Below are 16,401 nucleotides of genomic sequence, written 5' to 3' on the forward strand. Positions count from 1 at the left end.
CTTTCCCCCCCATGCAGTTAGTTTTTCAGTGGCAGCCAGCGGAGCACATCTTGAATTTTCCGGTCCCAATAGCCCCACTCATGCGATCCCGAATCAAGTTGTACCGTTACATCAAAAGATGTTTGGTCACATGCTTCTTTAAAACGGAGATTGTCTTCATACAAGAAGTCTTCTGTGCCGCAGCATTGATACAGGGCCGGCTTTTCGGGGGCGTGCTGCGCTGTTTCCAGCAGTGTGAACAAATCATGCTTCGTGCCGGCTACCTGCCCGTCTCCAGAAACAAGCTCAAACAAACGGTCACGGCTTCCCTCTTTCACCCGGCTTACAATATCAACTGCCCCGGACAAACTGGCCGCTGCGCTAAACCGCTCCGGCTGTGACAGCGCCCATTTCAATGCCCCGTAGCCTCCCATTGAAAGCCCCGCGACAAAATTATCCTCCCGGGCATCGGATAACGAAAAAAAAGATTGTGCTATGGCCGGCAGTTCCTCTGTTAAAAACGTCCAGTATCGGCTTCCGTACGCCATGTCAGTATAAAAGCTATGGTGCACCTGCGGCATCACCACCGCAAGTCCGAGCGGTGCTGCATACCGTTCGATAGAAGTCCGGCGTGTCCAGATCGTATCATCATCACTCAGTCCATGAAGCAAATAAAGTGTCTGATGTTTACTGCTGTTTTTTTGGCTTTGCATACCGATCTGTGAGTGGGTTTGCTGGGGAAGAATAACCGTCATGGATGTACTTAATTGTAAAACGTCGGAGTAGAATTGACAGTGAAGAAGCGCCATTTTTTCACCCTTTTTAATTTCAGAATATTTTCATTATATCATTCTCTTTTATTCTTCTGATAGATATATGGTTCATTTTAGGAGAAATAATTTACCGTATAAAAGAATGAACCTTCCAGTGTATGGGTACAACAAAAACAGATAGACTGATTACACGAACGGCAGAAAGGAGTTTTCTATGGCTGTCCAATCCAAGGAAGTCCGCAGCTCTTCCCATCTTTCCAGGCGTAATCTCTGGTCCGGCTTTTTATTTGGCATTGGCTTTGTTGCTTTTTTTGATGAAGCTGTTTTTCACCAGCTGCTTCACTGGCATCACTTTTATGACAAATCCACCACAAGCGCCGGGCTTATTTCTGACGGTTTCTTTCATGCGTTCAGCTGGTTCGCTACTGTAGGCGGGCTGTTTCTGTTTGCGGATCTGCGCCGTCGTAATAGGCTTCTCTTAAAAAAGTGGATCGGCGGAATGCTGCTGGGTGCCGGTATATTCCAGCTTTACGACGGGACCGTTCAGCACAAGCTTATGCGCCTTCACCAAATTCGTTACGTAGAGAATGTATGGATGTATGACCTTGTTTGGAACACGACCGCGGTTTTGATGATAGTAATTGGAGCGGCTCTTGCTGTCCGCACGAAAAAAGGTGAGCGGAATGCACAGTGAGCATCATATGCAGGCTGCTCTGTCTGCCTCCCTTTGGCTTGCTTTACCTTTTGCGGCTGCACTCCTGTTATACGCCTGGGCCGCTTTTCATTCGAGCCGCCGCTATTCGCCCTGGCCGGTTTTCCGCACTGTTTTATGGACAGGCGGCATCCTTTGTTCTCTGTCGGCGGTTGTTGGTCCTTTAGCGGAAAAAGCCCATACAAATTTTATCGCTCATATGGCCGGCCATCTGCTTCTTGGCATGCTGGCTCCTCTTTTTATGGTGTTGGCCGCGCCCATCACGCTGATTTTGCGGACACTGCCTGTAGAGCAGGCGCGGCGCGTGTCCCGGCTGCTTCAAAACCGGCCGCTTCGTTTTGCCATAGATCCTATAACGGCGTTTGTGTTAAACATCGGCGGACTTTGGCTGCTTTATACAACCAGCCTGTATGCACACATGCAGGAAAATGTGCTGATTCATATATTTGTTCATCTCCATGTGTTTTTGGCTGGTTACGTATTTACTGCTTCTATTCTTTGCATTGACCCGGCGCCTCATCGCAGGTCTTTTCACTTCCGAGCTGCTGTTCTTATGCTCGCACTGGCCGGGCACAGCATTTTATCCAAATTTCTTTATGCGCATCCTCCAGCCGGTGTTTCTTCGGCTCAGGCTGAAATGGGCAGCATGCTCATGTATTACGGCGGAGATGCGGTTGACCTTATCCTGGTCATTCTGTTTTGTGCGCAATGGTTTCACGCTGCCCGGCCAAGAAAAGCCGCCAGCTCAAAAATCGTTCAGCTTTAATGATAAGAAAGCCGCCTCTTTTTACAGAGGCGGCTTTCTAACTTCATTTACACTTTTTTTAGCCGGAAAATAAAAATCAGGGCCGGAAAGTCTTACAGCATGGCCGGATTTTCTTTTTTCCGGCCATCGCGGACTAGAATCCGGCCAATAGTCGATTTTTCCGGCCGTAGACTTATCACTCAATTTTCTTTTTTACAGTTTTACTTTTTGCAGACGCAAAGCGTTTACGACAACTGAAACCGAGCTAAAAGCCATTGCTGCGCCGGCAAGCCATGGAGCCAGAAAGCCAAGTGCGGCGACCGGAATCCCAAGCGTATTATAGCCGAATGCCCAAAACAGGTTTTGCTTCACATTCCGAATTGTTTTTTTGCTCATCAGGATTGCATCCGCAATACTGTTCAAGTCGCCGCGGATCAAGGTAATATCGGCCGCTTCCATGGCCACATCGGTTCCGGTGCCGATCGCCATGCCGATATCGGCTGTGGCAAGCGCCGGTGCATCATTAATGCCGTCGCCAACCATGGCAACATGTCGTCCCTCCTGCTGCAGCTTCTTTACCTCGTTCGCTTTGCCTTCTGGCAGTACTTCAGCGATAACGTAGTCAATACCAACCTGACGGGCAATCGCCTGCGCGGTCTGCTCGTTGTCTCCTGTCATCATCACAACATGAAGACCCATTTCTTTTAAGCGGCGTACCGCTTCTTTTGACGTTTCTTTTACGGTGTCTGCCACCGCAACAATACCCGCGTATCGTCCATCCACAGCCACAAGCATCGCGGTTTTCCCTTCCCGCTCAAGAGCTGCCATACTTTCTCCGGCGCCCTGTATGTTGACGTTTTTCTCATTCATCAGCTTGCGCGTTCCAACTAGCACGTCTCTTCCTTCCACTATAGCTCGAATGCCAAAGCCCGGAATCGCTTCAAACTGCTCACCCGGTTTCAATGCAATGCCTTTTTCTGAAATACCTTTTACAATTGCCTGGGCAAGCGGGTGCTCCGACTGCTTCTCAGCCGCACCTGTCAGCGCAAGAAGAACGGCTTCTTCTATTTCATATGGGAGCACATCAGTTAAAACAGGTGTCCCGTTTGTAACGGTTCCCGTTTTATCGAGCACGATCGTATCGATTTTGTGCGCCGTTTCTAAATGCTCGCCGCCTTTAAAGAGAATACCGTATTCTGCTGCCCGTCCTGAACCCGCCATGATGGATGTTGGAGTAGCCAGACCAAGGGCACATGGGCATGCAATCACAAGCACGGCAATCAGCTTCTCAAGTGCTTGGGCAAAATTACCCGGTTCAACAAGGAGGAACCAAATAAGAAACGTTAAAAGAGCCAGGCCGACGACAATAGGAACGAAAATACCGGAAATTTGATCCGCAAGCCGCTGAATCGGCGCTTTTGACCCCTGCGCCTGCTCGACCGTGCGGATAATTTGCGCAAGCGCGGTGTCCCGTCCGACCTTCGTGGCTTTTATTTTTAAAAAGCCATTTTTGTTGACCGTGGCGCCAATCACTTCATCGCCTTTGCGTTTATCGACCGGCAGGCTCTCACCCGTCAGCATCGATTCATCGACAGCGGACTGTCCCTCTGTAACAATGCCATCAACTGGTACTTTTTCACCAGGACGGACATGAATCAAGTCGCCTGTTACCACTTGTTCGAGCGGTATTTCTATTTCGTTTCCGCCGCGTTCGACAATCGCTGTTTTTGCCTGCAGGCTCATCAATTTTTTGATCGCCTCGGATGAACGCCCTTTCGCTTTTGCTTCAAATAATTTCCCAAGCAGAATCAGCGTAATTAAAATCGCACTTGTTTCATAATAAAGCTCCGGTGCGTGGCCACTGTGTCCCAGTGACTCAAACGACAAATACAAGCTGTAAAAGTACGCTGCCGAGGTGCCAAGCGCCACAAGAACGTCCATATTGGCACTTTTATTTTTCAGAGCTTTATATGCCCCAATATAAAACTGGCTGCCAATGATAAATTGCACCGGCGTGGCGAGAACGAGCTGAAACCATGGATTCATGAAAAGTGCTGGAACGTAAAGATTCGATGTGAAACCAAAGTGCCCGGCCATCGCCCATAAAAGCGGCAGAGATAAAAGAGCGGAAACAACAAATTTTGTTGTCTGCTTTTTAATTTCTCTTTGCCGGTAATCAACAGATCCTTTGTCGCTTTCTTCTTTTAACACGGCATCGTAACCGAGTGAATCCACTTTTTTGATAATATCTGCCGGTGATAAAACCGACGGGTTATATTGAACGGTTGCACGCTCAAGAGCGAGGTTGACGTTCGCATTTCGAATGCCGTCCAGCTTGTTTAGTCCTTTTTCAATTCGAGTGGCGCAGGCGGCACAGGTCATCCCCGTAATCGAAAATTTATCTTTTTTTAAGACAACCTCATAACCGAGATCATGAACTTTCTTCTGCAGATCAGCTTCGGTTATTTTGGACGGATCATATCGAACGGTTGACTTTTCCAGCGCCAGATTCACCGTTGCCTGGTCAACACCGTCCAGTTTATTAAGCCCTTTTTCAATCCGGGCGGCGCAGGCGGCACAGGTCATCCCTGTAATCTGCATATTTGTTTCTTTTTGCGAGGCACTCATTTCTCTTCCTCCTCATACCTACACGGGGTATATTTTTTACCGAAGAGAACGTGCTGATAGAAGTCAGCACGCACTTTTTTAAACAACGTCATATCCCTGGTCATCGATCGCTTCTTTAATTTGGTCAAGTGTCACTTTTGACTCGTCGTACTTCACGTCTACTTGGTTGTTTTCTAAAGAAACGGTAACAGACTCGACACCTTCCAGTTTACCTACGCTTCCTTCTACCGCTTTTACACAATGCCCGCATGACATGCCCTGTACATTTAATGTTGTTTGTTCCATGTGAATCGCTCCATTTCGTTATTTTTTCATTAACCGCCCAATCGTCACAAGAAGCTCCTCTACAATTTCTTCATCGCCTTCTTGAATCCGTTCGACTACACAGCTTTTCAAATGGCCTTCAAGCAAGACTTTTGCTGCGCTGTTCAGCGCTGATTGCGTAGCGGAAATTTGGGTAATAATATCATCGCAATACACATCTTTTTCAATAAGTCCTTTAATACCGCGGATTTGGCCTTCGATCCGGTTCAGCCTTGTAATTAAATTTTTCTTTACTGCTTCAGAATGATGGCTTTTTCGTTCAGATAATTCGCCGCAGGCACGAGTTTCCATTTTTTCCATATACCCCGCCTCCTTGTTTTTAATTTACCATACCCCCCTACTGTATGTAAACTATTTTGCTCGATTTATTTTTTTATTATTTTGCCCAACAGCCATATGTCCAGCAAAGCGATAAGTCATTTTTTTATTTTTGTTCACCTGCATGCTGTGTCAGTGGAAAGAGCAATGCAAAGACCGTGCCGTTCCCTTCCCAGCCTTTCTTTTAACTTGAATGTCTCCATTGGTCCGCCGTTTTTTAAGGATCGCAAGCCTGAAGCTCTGTACCGCTCGATGTGCGTGAGCGGGATCTTTCCTCTCTATAAAACCGCTCAAAAATAAACGGCAGATCTTCTTTAATTCCACTTCCTTTATTACAGCTTCTTCGTCTTCACTTCCTACATTCATATTCGTTTTTTACTGTACCGGGCAAATGTGCAGAATGAATGGAGTTTGTTTTTTAACGTTTAAAGGAAAAAAGGACGGTTAAAGTAATGTTGTACCCATTCAAAAGAAGGAGGAACAATGATGAATCAAAACGTACATGACTGTATTCAAGCCTGCCTGGAGTGTTTAGAAGCCTGTAATCACTGCTTTAACCAGTGTCTGCAGGAAGACGACGTGAAAATGATGGCAGGCTGCATTCGACTGGACCGCGAATGTGCAGATCTTTGTGCATTGGCCGTGCAGTCGATGCAGCGAAACAGCCCGTTTATGGCTCAAATTTGTGCGCTTTGTGCAGATGTTTGTGAAGCGTGCGGAAACGAATGCCAAAAGCATGATCACAACCATTGCCAGGCATGTGCACAGGCGTGCTTTAAATGTGCAGAAGCATGCCGGAAGATGGCAGCCTGATGATTATCTGTACAAAAGCCGGAGAAGATATACTTCTCCGGCTTTTGTTTCCTTATGCTACGAACGCGGTGCCCACAGCATAATGGCAACACCCGCAAGGCAGATAGCAGCACCGATCCAGTCATATACATCCGGCGTTTTTTTATCGACACCCCAGCCCCACAAAACGGATAACACGATAAATACGCCGCCATATGCCGCATACACGCGTCCGAATGATGGAAAGGTTTGAAAGGTAGCGATAATGCCGTACAGCACAAGGACCACACCGCCAATGATTCCCCATGTGAACGGTTTTCCTTCTCTCAGCCAGAGCCAAATCAAGTAGCCCCCGCCAATTTCAGCTGCTCCAGCTAATAAAAACATCATCCATGTATACAGCAATTTTTTCACACTTTCTTTTGATTGGTTCCGTCTTTCGCTTTACATTCAAACATTTATTTGAATGTAAAATTGACTTTTTTTCACTTCCAGCATACACTAAAAATATACAATCAAACAACTATTTGAATGAGGTGCTGAAATGACCCAGAAAACAACCATAAAGTCCCCAAATGATGCCTGTGAAACAAGTTGTTTCAATGGAGAAGTCGTCAGCCGGGTCCAGCCGAAAATAGATGAAGTAATCGGTGTAGAGCTGCTGTTTAAAGCTTTGTCTGATGCCACCCGCTTAAAAATCGTATACGCGCTGACGCTCGAAGAAGAGCTGTGTGTCTGCGATGTGGCGCAAATTATTGGTTCTACTACCGCTACCGCCTCCCACCACTTACGCCTGCTTCGCAACATGGGACTCGCCAAGTATCGGAAAGAAGGAAAAATGGTGTATTACTCTGTTAAAGACGACCACGTCCATCAGCTTGTCAGCATTGCCCTTGAGCATTCCAGAGAGGACTGAGGAAAATGAGTGAGGAAAGGAAACATGTTTACCGGCTTCAGGGGTTGTCCTGCACCAACTGCGCGGCCAAGTTTGAAAAAAACATCCGTGATATTAAAACGGTAGAAGATGTCCAGCTGAATTTCGGCGCATCGAAAGTAGCGATTATCGGCGATGCGTCCGTTGAACAGCTTGAAGCCGCCGGTGCGTTTGATGGAATTAAAGTATACCCCGAGCGCGAAAAGGTCAAGGAAGAAAGAGTTCCATTCTGGCAAAAGCGTGAAAATAAAAACACGATCGTTTCGCTGTTCTTTTTGCTCTTCGGCTATATTTCTACTTTTTCCGCCGGTGAAAGCAGTATCGTAACTATTACTCTTTTTGCACTTTCCATTTTAATCGGCGGCTTCGATTTATTCAAAGTCGGCTTAAACAATTTAATCCGCTTTGAATTCGATATGAAAACATTAATGACCGTTGCCATTATTGGGGCGGCAATTATTGGCGAGTGGGGAGAAGGCGCTGTTGTTGTATTTCTTTTTGCCCTAAGTGAAACGCTGGAAGGATACTCAATGGACAAAGCCCGCCAGTCTATCCGCTCTCTTATGGATATTGCACCGGATACCGCGCTGATTAAACGGGGCGGCAGTGAGTTTGAAGTGGCTGTTGAAGATATTCAAATCGGAGATATTATGATCGTGAAGCCTGGACAAAAGGTTGCCATGGATGGCGAGGTCATTCGCGGCCGTTCATCCATTAACCAGGCGGCGATTACCGGTGAATCCATTCCGGTGTCCAAGGAAGAAGGCGATGAAGTGTTTGCCGGCTCCCTCAATGAAGAAGGATTTCTAGAAGTGCGCGTCACAAAGCTTGCCGAAGATACAACAATCGCTAAAATTATCCACTTAGTTGAAGAAGCCCAGGCTGAACGCGCTCCTTCTCAGGCGTTCGTCGACCGTTTTGCCAGGTATTACACGCCGGCCATTATGGCCATTGCTTTCCTGGTCGCTGTCCTGCCTCCTTTGTTTACAGGGGGCGACTGGCAGGAATGGATTTACCGCGGCCTTGCAGTTCTTGTCGTGGGATGTCCGTGTGCACTGGTGATTTCCACACCGGTTGCCATTGTCACAGCGATTGGGAATGCAGCGAAAAACGGTGTTTTAATCAAAGGCGGCATTCACCTGGAAGAAACAGGACGTTTAAAAGTAGTCGCCTTTGATAAAACCGGCACGTTAACCGAAGGAAAGCCCGAGGTAACCGACATTGCTTCCGTTTCCAACATGAGTGTGCAGGAGCTTTTAACCGTCGCCGCTTCTCTTGAGACGTTTTCCCAGCACCCCCTTGCTTCCGCTGTTTTACGCAAAGCGGCTGATGAAAAAGTATCACTGCTTGAAGCCCATGATTTTCAATCTCTTACCGGTAAAGGTGCGAAAGCTTCTTTAAACGGAACCGTTTATTACATTGGCAGCCCGGCTCTTTTTGAGGATGGTCCTGCTGTAACGGAAAAAGTCCGGGAAGCGATCTCGGCACTGCAGGCGGAAGGAAAGACGGTGATGCTGGTTGGAACGGATGAAGAAGTAAAAGGCTATATTGCCGCAGCTGATCAGGTTCGGAAAAGCAGCCTGGCGGTTTTAGAAAAACTCGCTAAGCTGGGCATTCAAAAAACAGTGATGCTGACAGGTGATAACGATGCAGCGGCGGCTTCCATCGGCAGAAAGCTTGGCTTAACCGATGTGCAGGCAGAATTAATGCCTGAGAACAAGCTGGATGCCATTAAGTCTCTTCGTGCCCAGTACGGCCATGTGGCGATGGTTGGCGATGGCATTAACGATGCTCCTGCTCTTGCCAGTGCCTCAGTTGGCATTGCGATGGGCGGCGCTGGAACAGACACAGCACTTGAAACAGCGGATGTGGCTTTAATGGCAGATGATTTAGAGAAGCTCCCTTATACGGTTGCGCTCAGCCGGAAAACGCTCCAGATTATTAAGCAGAACATCGCTTTTGCATTCGGTTTGAAACTGCTTGCTCTGCTGCTGATCGTCCCAGGCTGGCTTACACTTTGGATGGCAGTATTTGCTGATGTCGGCTCCACTTTAATCGTAGTATTAAATTCTATGCGTCTTGTGAAGACCAGATACAAGTAAAGAAAAGCTGTTACATGAACACTGCCCTCCTCCTATTCATACCCTGTTAACAGGCAAATGAAGGAGGTAAGGCAGTGTTTTTACATGAAAAAGCGTATCGGGCAACTCTGCTAAATTGGTGCAAGCATGTAGAGCAGCAATGGAAATCTATTCGGGAAAAAGCGGTGGCGGCTGATAAAAAAGCACTAGATCAGTGGGAAGCAGCTTTCCTTTCCTTAAAAAAGAATGCAGAAGAAGAACATCCAGTTGACCCACTCTCTCTAAGCAGCCAGGCTGCTGCTTTATACAATCAGCTTCCCCGCTTACTGCAGCAGCCGTCCCCTGCTAAACAGGAAAAACAGGAATCGAAGCCGAAGCAGCCTGTGCCGATCGGCGGGCACCGCCTGCCTCCACTTCCGTATGCTTATACTGCCCTGGAACCGGTGATTTCTGAGGAAATTATGAAGCTGCACCACGATAAGCATCACCAAAGTTATGTAGATGGGCTGAACAAAGCCGAAAAAGAAATGCAAAAAGCGCGCCGGAGTGGTGATTTCAGCTTGATTAAACATTGGGAGCGGGAAGCCGCCTTTCACGGTGCCGGCCACTATTTGCACACGATTTTTTGGTCAGTGATGACCCCGGATGGCGGCGGCCGGCCGGGAGGAGAGCTGAATCAGGCTATAACAAACTCTTTCGGGAGTTTTGATGGATTTAAGAAACACTTCTCAGAAGCGGCGAAAAACGTCGAAGGTGTTGGCTGGGCCATTCTCGTCTGGTCCCCGCGCTCCCGCCGCCTTGAGATTTTAACGGCTGAAAAGCACCAAAACCTGAGCCAGTGGGATGTAGTGCCGCTGCTTCCACTCGATGTGTGGGAGCATGCTTATTACCTGCAATACAAAAATGAACGTGCGAAATACGTAGATGCCTGGTGGAATGTGGTCAATTGGAAAGAAGTTGAGCACCGGTTCGCCGAAGCGAAAAATCTAACGTGGGAGCCTTTTTAAGAGAAACATAAAAAAACCAGCTAAAAGAGGCTGGTTTTTTTATTTATTGAATCATCGCCTGCACGATTTGTTTATTTCTTTCTTTAAATACATCATTATGGGACGAAACCATAGCATTGCTTCTTGAAGCTGGATCAATAAATTGCTTGGCTCTGTTTACCGCATTGGCGGCATCTTGAAAAGCGCCGGCAATTAAATGCAGCTTGCCTTTATGCTTGAGCACATCACCTGCCGCGAAAAAGCCCGGTACAGAAGATTCACCTGATGGCTGGCTCGCTACGTAAAAATCATCTTCAAGCTCGACATTTAAGGTGCTGTTTTGCAAAAGAGAAGCATCCCGGTCAAAGCCATGATTAATAACTACTTCATCTGCCGCTAAAATGGTTTTCGCCATCGTGACACTGTTGGTCAGCTCCACTTCGCCAATTCGGCTTCCATCTGGTGCAGCTATTAACTTCGTAATCGATTCATTCATTAAGCAGATGGCCGAACTATCGAGCAGCTGCTGAACTTGTGCTTCGTGGCCTTTTAAGGAGCTGCCCCGATATACGACATAAACTTTTTCTGCAACGGCAGCCAGCTCGTTCGCCCAGTCGACAGCTGAATTGCCCCCTCCTGATACCACTACTGTTTTTCCTTTAAACTTTTTCAATGACTGCACCACATAATGCAGATTGGTGACTTCAAACCGCTCCGCTCCTTCGATTGGCAGCTTTTGCGGATTTAATATACCGCTGCCAACAGCGGCAATCACCGTTTTGGAAAAGTGAATGGTTCCTGATGCAGCAGCAAGTTCAAAAAGACCGTCATCCGTTTTGTGTATGCTCTCCACTTTTTCATTTAAGATCACTGTCGGATCAAATGTCATCGCCTGCTCCGTTAACTGCCCAATCAGCTGTTCACCGGTAATAGGGGTTAAGCCGCCAATGTCCCAAATCAGTTTTTCAGGATACACATGAATCTTTCCGCCCAGCTTCGGCTGATATTCAATAATTTTCGTTTTCATTCCTCTTAAACCGCTGTAAAAAGCCGCGTATAACCCAGCCGGACCTCCGCCAATAATTGTCACGTCATACAGATCACGTTGAGGCATGATGACCCTCCTTTTAATTAATAATGATTCTCATTATTAATTAAAAGGATACACTATTTTTTCTTTTTCAACAATCCCTGTCTTTTCCACTTCTATTTTATACATTAGTGAAAAGACGACAATCTGATGAACATCTATAAAAAGAGATGAAATTTAACGATGTATCCGTTATCTTTAAAGAAACGATCTTCTTCATATTAGGAGGCTTTTATGTTAAAAACATCCGTTGGCAAACTGCGGCTCGCAGGCTATTTTGAAGGTATTTCGCTGCTCGTTCTCCTGTTTATTGCCATGCCGATGAAATATTGGCTTGGTATTCCAGAAGCCGTTCGTATCGTCGGCTCTATCCATGGCGCCCTGTTTATTACATACTGCGTCATTATTGCTTATGTGACACTGAAAACACGCTGGAAGCTGATCTGGCCTATTCTTTCAGTCATTGTCGCGTTTATTCCATTTGGCAATTTTATATTAGACAGAAAGCTTCATGATTTGGAAAAATTATACAGATAAAAAGGAACCAGCCTGAGTACATTTCAGGCTGGTTCTTTTAAGTATAATGTTCATTTAAAAATCGAAGTTATCAGGATCCGGCCCCACCCGGCGATGCTGGTCCATTTCGTTAATCGTCTTCACTTGCTCCTCATTCAGTTCAAAGTCATACAAGTCCGTGTTTTCATAAATACGATGCTTTTTAACAGACTTTGGAATGGCGGCCCATCCTGTTTGCAAATGCCATTTAAGGACAACTTGCGCCATTGTTTTCCCCAGGCTTTCGGCCATTCCCACTAAAACGGGTTCATTGAAAATGCCTCCCTGTGCCAGCGGCGCCCATGCTACAGGATGAATGTTTTTCTCTGTCAGGTACTTGTATAACTCTGTTTGCACAAGCCGGGGATGGCGTTCCACCTGGTTGATGGCCGGAACAATCTCTGCTGTTTGAAGCAATGTTTCTAAATGATGGATCTGGAAATTGCTGACCCCGATGGCGCCGACTTTTTCTTCTTTATATAAGTCTTCAAGTGCCCGCCAGCTCTCTGTAAATTTATTTTCAACCGGCCAATGAATCAAGTACAAATCAAGCTGATCAAGCCCTAAGCGTGCTGTACTTTCCCGGTAAGCCTCCAGCGCACGTTCATATCCCTGATCAGCATTCCACAGCTTGGAGGTAATAAACAACTCATCACGGGTAACGCCGGCACGTTCCATACCGCGGCGGATTCCCTTTCCCACTCCCTCTTCATTTTCATAAACAGCCGCCGTATCAATGTGGCGGTATCCTTGTACAATGGCTTCCTCTACAGAAGCTGCCACGGCTTCTCCATCTTCGACTTGAAAAACTCCCAGGCCCAGCCAGGGCATTTGTTTTTTTCCATGGTTTAATTGAAAGGTACTTTGTTTATTCACTTATTTTCTCCTCCGTCTTTTTACCTTTTGGCATTTCTTTTCATCATTTTCATTCACGTTACGATTTCTCAAGTTTCAATGAAACCGCGGTTAGCAAAATGGCGAGCATCACCATTACGCCGCCTATCCACGGGGTATGGACCAATCCGATCGAATCCACGACAAAGCCGCCTATTGTCGCACCGGCCGCAATACCAATATTAAAAGCAGCAATATTCAGGGCAGAAGCCACATCTACTGCGGATGGAACATATTTTTCCGCAAGCTGGACGACAAACAGCTGCAGGCCTGGTACATTCATAAACGCAAGCAGTCCCATCAAAACAACACCGATCAAGCCCGCCGCTTTAAATGGAATCATAAAGGATAGAGCCACGAGAATGGCGGCCTGCGCAAGGAACATCCAGAACAGAGCTTTAATAGGATGATGATTGGCCAAACGCCCGCCGGCTGCATTTCCAACCGCTACAGCTGCTCCATACACGAGAAGAACAATGCTGACCAGACCGGGCTTCAAACCCGTCACATCTTGTAAAATCGGTGTTAAATACGTAAAAGCTACAAATGTACCTCCGTATCCAAGAGCCGTAATCGCCAGGCCAAGCAGAATTCGTTTGTTGGTGACAAGCCGCAGCATATCCCCAAATTTTGCTGGCTGTGACTGCTTTAAATTTCTTGGAATCAGCAGCGCACTTGCGGCAACGGCCACTACACCAAGCAAAGCCACTCCCCAAAATGTAGCGCGCCAGCCGAACGACTGCCCAATAAATGTACCAAGCGGAACGCCTGTTACAGTTGCAACGGTTAAACCGGTAAACATAAGGGCAATGGCGCTCGCTTTTTTATGCGGCGGTACGAGCTGAACCGCAATCGTTGACCCAATCGAGAAAAAAACACCATGCGAAAAAGCCGTAATAAACCGTGCTGCGAGCAGCAATTCAAATGATTGGGACAAGGCAGCCACCACATTGCCTGTAATAAATAGCACCATTAAAGATATAAGCAGCGTTTTTCGGTTTAATCGATTTGTTAAAGCGGTCAGCACCGGGGCGCCAATCGCTACGCCGGCCGCATAACCAGAAACAAGTAATCCCGCCATCGTAATTCCGATGTTTAAATCTTCCGCAACAGATGCTAAAAGCCCGACCGGAACGAATTCAGTAGTTCCAATTCCAAAAGCACTAACGGCTAATGCCCATAAAGCAAATCGACTGTTTGTTGAAGCGGCTTCCTGTTTAACAGCCGCATGCACAGTGTGATTCATCATTTTTTCCTCCTTTTATTAAAAACGGCGGGCCCAGCCGTTTTCCCTGTGCGTCCATTTTGCATAGCAGCTATCAAAATAAAAGGTACACACCTTTTTATTCTTTAGGAACGTTTAAGTATCTACCATCTTTTAAGATCTTTTGTTTCGTTCCTGTGTATGTTATTATGGGTGCACTCAATCCAAAAGAAAAGTACGCACTTTAAAGTAATGTAGGTACTTAAAAGTGCCTATATAAAGGAGGAAAGCACATGGCTTACAATATTCCGGTAGAAGCAACACTTGATGTAATCGGCGGAAAGTGGAAAGTGGTCATTATGTGCCATTTGATTAAAGGGGAAAAACGTACGAGCGAGCTAAAAAAGTTAATGCCGAATATCACACAAAAAATGCTCACGCAGCAGCTGCGTGAGCTTGAAGCAGACGGGGTTTTGAACCGGACTGTTTTTGATCAGGTTCCACCGAAGGTCGTTTATTCCTTAACAGACTATGGCTGGTCGCTCCGTCCTATTCTAGATGCAATGTGTGCCTGGGGTGAAGGTCATATCGAATTAACCGGCAGTGAAGTTGTTCAATAAAAAACAGCCAAATAACATTGGCTGTTTTTTATTTTCGAAAAAGAACCGGTCACAAACATACACCCTGCTCTCGGACTCTAACAAAAGCTGCCCGCTATTTTTCCTGCCATTATTGGATTTTTAATTCCCATAGACAAAGATAGATAGATGCTTTCATTTTTACCCACGCCATTCCTCTGTTACACTAAAGAAAAAAGGAGGCGTTTTGATGCGGCTAGAAAACAAAAAAGTCATCGCGCTTGTAGAAGAAGAATTTGAAGATTTAGAGCTTTGGTATCCGATTCTGCGGCTTCGGGAAGAAGGAGCGACTGTACACCTCGTCGGCAAGGAAGCAGGAAAAACATACACTGGAAAATACGGCGTGCCGGCGGAAGCCGATTATGCTTTTGGAGATATTCATGCAGATGAGTACGACGCCATTTTAGTGCCGGGCGGCTGGGCACCGGATAAGCTGCGCCGGTATCCAGAAGTACTTGAATTTGTCCGTTCGATGGATGCAGCTCAAAAGCCGATCGGGCAAATCTGCCATGCTGGCTGGGTATTGATTTCAGCTAACATCCTGCAGGGGAAACATGTGACAAGTACACCCGGCATTAAAGATGACATGACCAATGCGGGTGCCGTATGGCACGACGAGCCGGTTACAGTTGACGGCCATATCGTATCAAGCCGCCGTCCGCCGGATCTTCCGCCTTATGTAAAAGCTTTTGCGGACAAGCTTGCCGAATGAAAAAACTCCACCATCTCATGATGGTGGAGTTTTTTACTTTGTTGTGCCCCGCACAATCAATTCTGACGGCAGCACGACTTTTTTAGAAATACGCTTTGCGTTCAGCTGCTCCAGCAAAAGCTCTACAGCGATTTTTCCCATCCATTCTGTATGCACCTTCACAGTCGTAAGCGGCGGATACATATATTTCGATACGCTGATATCATTCACGCCTATTAAGCTGACGCGCTCCGGAACTTGAATGTGTGCTTCGTGCAGCGCCCGCAGTGCCCCGATCGCGAGCGTATCGCTTGCCGCAAAAAAGGCTTCCGGCAGGTTTTCGCCGCGCTGTTCAATACAGTTTTTCATCAGCCGGTATCCGTCATCCGCGCTGTATGTTCCAATCAGCATACCTTCTTCAGCAAAAGCCCCTTTTTCCTGCAGGAAGGCACGGTAAGTCTGCTCACGCATGTCCATGATCATACCAGATTTGTCTTCAAACTGCTCCCTGCCGCCAAGATAGCCAATACAGCCGATGCCCTGCTCCCAAAGATGGGTGAGCGCTTTTTCTGTTACACGCGAGAAATCCGTAATGACGCTGTCGAACGCTTCGTCTTCGGGTGAAAAATCAACAAAGACGATTCGGCTTGACCACTCGCTCAGCCGCTCAACCTGGGCACTGCTGTATTTACCGACTGCGATAATGCCTTCGATTTCCTCCCGGTCCAGCTGCTCCAGCTCATTGTACAGCACCTTTTGCAATTGAAGACCGGATTCAAGGCAGCTGTTCTCAATGCCGAGACGAATCGACCTGTAGTACAAGTCATTCAGCTCTTCTTCCTCGGTATACCAGTGAACGAGCGCTGCCGTCGTTTGAGGGGTTTTTTTTGAAACACGCCGCTTTTTGTAATCAAGCTGTTCGGCGGCTTCAAAAATTTTTTGTTTTGTTTCTGCGCTGACAGACAGGTGCGGATCATAGTTGAGCACACGCGAAACTGTCGCAATCGACACACCTGCCCGTGCAGCAATATCTTTAATGGTAGCCATTTTTTTCATT

The 16,401-nt window shown here is 46.9% G+C and carries 18 protein-coding genes; 9 read left to right on the top strand and 9 right to left on the bottom strand.

Going from position 1 to position 16,401, the window contains the following annotated elements:
• Positions 1 to 17 precede the first annotated feature (17 nt).
• Positions 18 to 788, bottom strand: a complete 771-nt coding sequence (locus RIN81_RS12730) for an alpha/beta hydrolase (protein ID WP_309090723.1) — start codon at positions 786 to 788, stop codon at positions 18 to 20.
• Between the two features lie 178 nt (positions 789 to 966).
• Between RIN81_RS12730 and RIN81_RS12735 the strand changes: the two genes are divergently transcribed.
• Together RIN81_RS12735 and RIN81_RS12740 are read left to right on the top strand one after the other, a co-directional pair.
• Positions 967 to 1,446, top strand: coding sequence for a DUF2243 domain-containing protein (locus RIN81_RS12735; RefSeq protein WP_309090725.1), 480 nt, complete (start codon positions 967 to 969; stop codon positions 1,444 to 1,446).
• Positions 1,436 to 2,230: a cytochrome c oxidase assembly protein gene (locus RIN81_RS12740; protein WP_309090727.1), complete on the top strand. Its 795-nt coding sequence runs from the start codon at positions 1,436 to 1,438 to the stop codon at positions 2,228 to 2,230. The genes RIN81_RS12735 and RIN81_RS12740 overlap by 11 nt, the downstream gene beginning before the upstream one ends.
• A gap of 192 nt (positions 2,231 to 2,422) precedes the next feature.
• Here RIN81_RS12740 and RIN81_RS12745 read toward each other — a convergent pair whose 3' ends face one another.
• The 3 genes from RIN81_RS12745 to RIN81_RS12755 all read right to left on the bottom strand — a co-directional run bounded on the left by RIN81_RS12745 (position 2,423) and on the right by RIN81_RS12755 (position 5,461).
• Positions 2,423 to 4,837: a heavy metal translocating P-type ATPase gene (locus RIN81_RS12745; RefSeq protein WP_309090729.1), complete on the bottom strand. Its 2,415-nt coding sequence runs from the start codon at positions 4,835 to 4,837 to the stop codon at positions 2,423 to 2,425.
• Between the two features lie 78 nt (positions 4,838 to 4,915).
• Positions 4,916 to 5,122 (bottom strand): copper chaperone CopZ, encoded by a 207-nt coding sequence (gene copZ, locus RIN81_RS12750; RefSeq protein ID WP_309090731.1) that lies wholly within the window; start codon positions 5,120 to 5,122, stop codon positions 4,916 to 4,918.
• An 18-nt stretch (positions 5,123 to 5,140) separates the two neighbouring features.
• A complete protein-coding gene (locus RIN81_RS12755) occupies positions 5,141 to 5,461 on the bottom strand; it encodes a metal-sensitive transcriptional regulator (protein ID WP_309090733.1) in 321 nt (106 codons plus the stop codon).
• A 504-nt stretch (positions 5,462 to 5,965) separates the two neighbouring features.
• Here RIN81_RS12755 and RIN81_RS12760 point away from each other — a divergent pair.
• The gene (locus RIN81_RS12760) at positions 5,966 to 6,292 is read left to right on the top strand and encodes a four-helix bundle copper-binding protein (RefSeq protein WP_309090735.1); all 327 of its coding nucleotides are present in this window, start codon (positions 5,966 to 5,968) and stop codon (positions 6,290 to 6,292) included.
• Between the two features lie 57 nt (positions 6,293 to 6,349).
• Here the strand turns inward: RIN81_RS12760 and RIN81_RS12765 are convergent, their stop codons facing one another.
• A complete protein-coding gene (locus tag RIN81_RS12765; RefSeq protein ID WP_309090737.1) occupies positions 6,350 to 6,676 on the bottom strand; it encodes a YnfA family protein in 327 nt (108 codons plus the stop codon).
• A 139-nt stretch (positions 6,677 to 6,815) separates the two neighbouring features.
• Here RIN81_RS12765 and RIN81_RS12770 point away from each other — a divergent pair, with 139 nt between their 5' ends.
• From RIN81_RS12770 to RIN81_RS12780, 3 genes are all read left to right on the top strand, one after another.
• Complete coding sequence (locus RIN81_RS12770) at positions 6,816 to 7,187, top strand: ArsR/SmtB family transcription factor (protein ID WP_309090739.1); 372 nt, start codon at positions 6,816 to 6,818, stop codon at positions 7,185 to 7,187.
• Positions 7,188 to 7,192: 5 nt separating this feature from the next.
• On the top strand, positions 7,193 to 9,307 hold the full coding sequence (locus RIN81_RS12775) for a heavy metal translocating P-type ATPase (protein WP_309090741.1): 2,115 nt from the start codon (positions 7,193 to 7,195) through the stop codon (positions 9,305 to 9,307).
• Between the two features lie 74 nt (positions 9,308 to 9,381).
• The gene (locus RIN81_RS12780; protein WP_375164545.1) at positions 9,382 to 10,293 is read left to right on the top strand and encodes a superoxide dismutase; all 912 of its coding nucleotides are present in this window, start codon (positions 9,382 to 9,384) and stop codon (positions 10,291 to 10,293) included.
• Positions 10,294 to 10,336: 43 nt separating this feature from the next.
• Here the strand turns inward: RIN81_RS12780 and RIN81_RS12785 are convergent, their stop codons facing one another.
• Positions 10,337 to 11,386, bottom strand: coding sequence for an NAD(P)/FAD-dependent oxidoreductase (locus RIN81_RS12785; protein ID WP_309090743.1), 1,050 nt, complete (start codon positions 11,384 to 11,386; stop codon positions 10,337 to 10,339).
• Between the two features lie 210 nt (positions 11,387 to 11,596).
• On the opposite strand from RIN81_RS12785, the gene RIN81_RS12790 reads away from it, so the two are divergent.
• Positions 11,597 to 11,899, top strand: a complete 303-nt coding sequence (locus RIN81_RS12790; protein ID WP_309090745.1) for a DUF3817 domain-containing protein — start codon at positions 11,597 to 11,599, stop codon at positions 11,897 to 11,899.
• 54 nt (positions 11,900 to 11,953) lie between these two features.
• Here the strand turns inward: RIN81_RS12790 and RIN81_RS12795 are convergent, their stop codons facing one another.
• Together RIN81_RS12795 and RIN81_RS12800 are read right to left on the bottom strand one after the other, a co-directional pair.
• Positions 11,954 to 12,748 carry an aldo/keto reductase gene (locus tag RIN81_RS12795; RefSeq protein WP_309090855.1) on the bottom strand — a complete coding sequence of 265 codons (795 nt, stop codon included), beginning with the start codon at positions 12,746 to 12,748 and terminating at the stop codon, positions 11,954 to 11,956.
• Between the two features lie 103 nt (positions 12,749 to 12,851).
• Complete coding sequence (locus RIN81_RS12800) at positions 12,852 to 14,060, bottom strand: MFS transporter (protein ID WP_309090747.1); 1,209 nt, start codon at positions 14,058 to 14,060, stop codon at positions 12,852 to 12,854.
• Between the two features lie 248 nt (positions 14,061 to 14,308).
• Between RIN81_RS12800 and RIN81_RS12805 the strand changes: the two genes are divergently transcribed.
• A complete protein-coding gene (locus RIN81_RS12805) occupies positions 14,309 to 14,635 on the top strand; it encodes a winged helix-turn-helix transcriptional regulator (RefSeq protein WP_309090749.1) in 327 nt (108 codons plus the stop codon).
• Between the two features lie 208 nt (positions 14,636 to 14,843).
• Positions 14,844 to 15,365, top strand: a complete 522-nt coding sequence (locus RIN81_RS12810; protein WP_309090751.1) for a type 1 glutamine amidotransferase domain-containing protein — start codon at positions 14,844 to 14,846, stop codon at positions 15,363 to 15,365.
• Positions 15,366 to 15,398: 33 nt separating this feature from the next.
• Here RIN81_RS12810 and RIN81_RS12815 read toward each other — a convergent pair whose 3' ends face one another.
• Positions 15,399 to 16,391 (bottom strand): LacI family DNA-binding transcriptional regulator, encoded by a 993-nt coding sequence (locus RIN81_RS12815; RefSeq protein WP_309090753.1) that lies wholly within the window; start codon positions 16,389 to 16,391, stop codon positions 15,399 to 15,401.
• Positions 16,392 to 16,401: the final 10 nt, after the last annotated feature.

It is taken from the genome of Domibacillus sp. (genome assembly GCF_031181085.1).
In the GTDB taxonomy this organism is placed as follows: Bacteria; Bacillota; Bacilli; order Bacillales; family Domibacillaceae; genus Domibacillus.

Bases quoted from the DNA above. Each gene is read 5' to 3' on its own strand.
- RIN81_RS12790 (WP_309090745.1), top strand. From the start codon at position 11,597: ATGTTAAAAACATCCGTTGGCAAACTGCGGCTCGCAGGCTATTTTGAA.
- RIN81_RS12815 (WP_309090753.1), bottom strand. From the start codon at position 16,391: ATGGCTACCATTAAAGATATTGCTGCACGGGCAGGTGTGTCGATTGCG.
- RIN81_RS12730 (WP_309090723.1), bottom strand. From the start codon at position 788: ATGGCGCTTCTTCACTGTCAATTCTACTCCGACGTTTTACAATTAAGT.
- RIN81_RS12770 (WP_309090739.1), top strand. From the start codon at position 6,816: ATGACCCAGAAAACAACCATAAAGTCCCCAAATGATGCCTGTGAAACA.
- RIN81_RS12745 (WP_309090729.1), bottom strand. From the start codon at position 4,837: ATGAGTGCCTCGCAAAAAGAAACAAATATGCAGATTACAGGGATGACC.
- RIN81_RS12795 (WP_309090855.1), bottom strand. From the start codon at position 12,748: ATGCCCTGGCTGGGCCTGGGAGTTTTTCAAGTCGAAGATGGAGAAGCC.
- RIN81_RS12785 (WP_309090743.1), bottom strand. From the start codon at position 11,386: ATGCCTCAACGTGATCTGTATGACGTGACAATTATTGGCGGAGGTCCG.
- RIN81_RS12800 (WP_309090747.1), bottom strand. From the start codon at position 14,060: ATGATGAATCACACTGTGCATGCGGCTGTTAAACAGGAAGCCGCTTCA.
- RIN81_RS12755 (WP_309090733.1), bottom strand. From the start codon at position 5,461: ATGGAAAAAATGGAAACTCGTGCCTGCGGCGAATTATCTGAACGAAAA.
- RIN81_RS12760 (WP_309090735.1), top strand. From the start codon at position 5,966: ATGAATCAAAACGTACATGACTGTATTCAAGCCTGCCTGGAGTGTTTA.
- RIN81_RS12775 (WP_309090741.1), top strand. From the start codon at position 7,193: ATGAGTGAGGAAAGGAAACATGTTTACCGGCTTCAGGGGTTGTCCTGC.
- RIN81_RS12735 (WP_309090725.1), top strand. From the start codon at position 967: ATGGCTGTCCAATCCAAGGAAGTCCGCAGCTCTTCCCATCTTTCCAGG.
- copZ (WP_309090731.1), bottom strand. From the start codon at position 5,122: ATGGAACAAACAACATTAAATGTACAGGGCATGTCATGCGGGCATTGT.
- RIN81_RS12740 (WP_309090727.1), top strand. From the start codon at position 1,436: ATGCACAGTGAGCATCATATGCAGGCTGCTCTGTCTGCCTCCCTTTGG.
- RIN81_RS12805 (WP_309090749.1), top strand. From the start codon at position 14,309: ATGGCTTACAATATTCCGGTAGAAGCAACACTTGATGTAATCGGCGGA.
- RIN81_RS12810 (WP_309090751.1), top strand. From the start codon at position 14,844: ATGCGGCTAGAAAACAAAAAAGTCATCGCGCTTGTAGAAGAAGAATTT.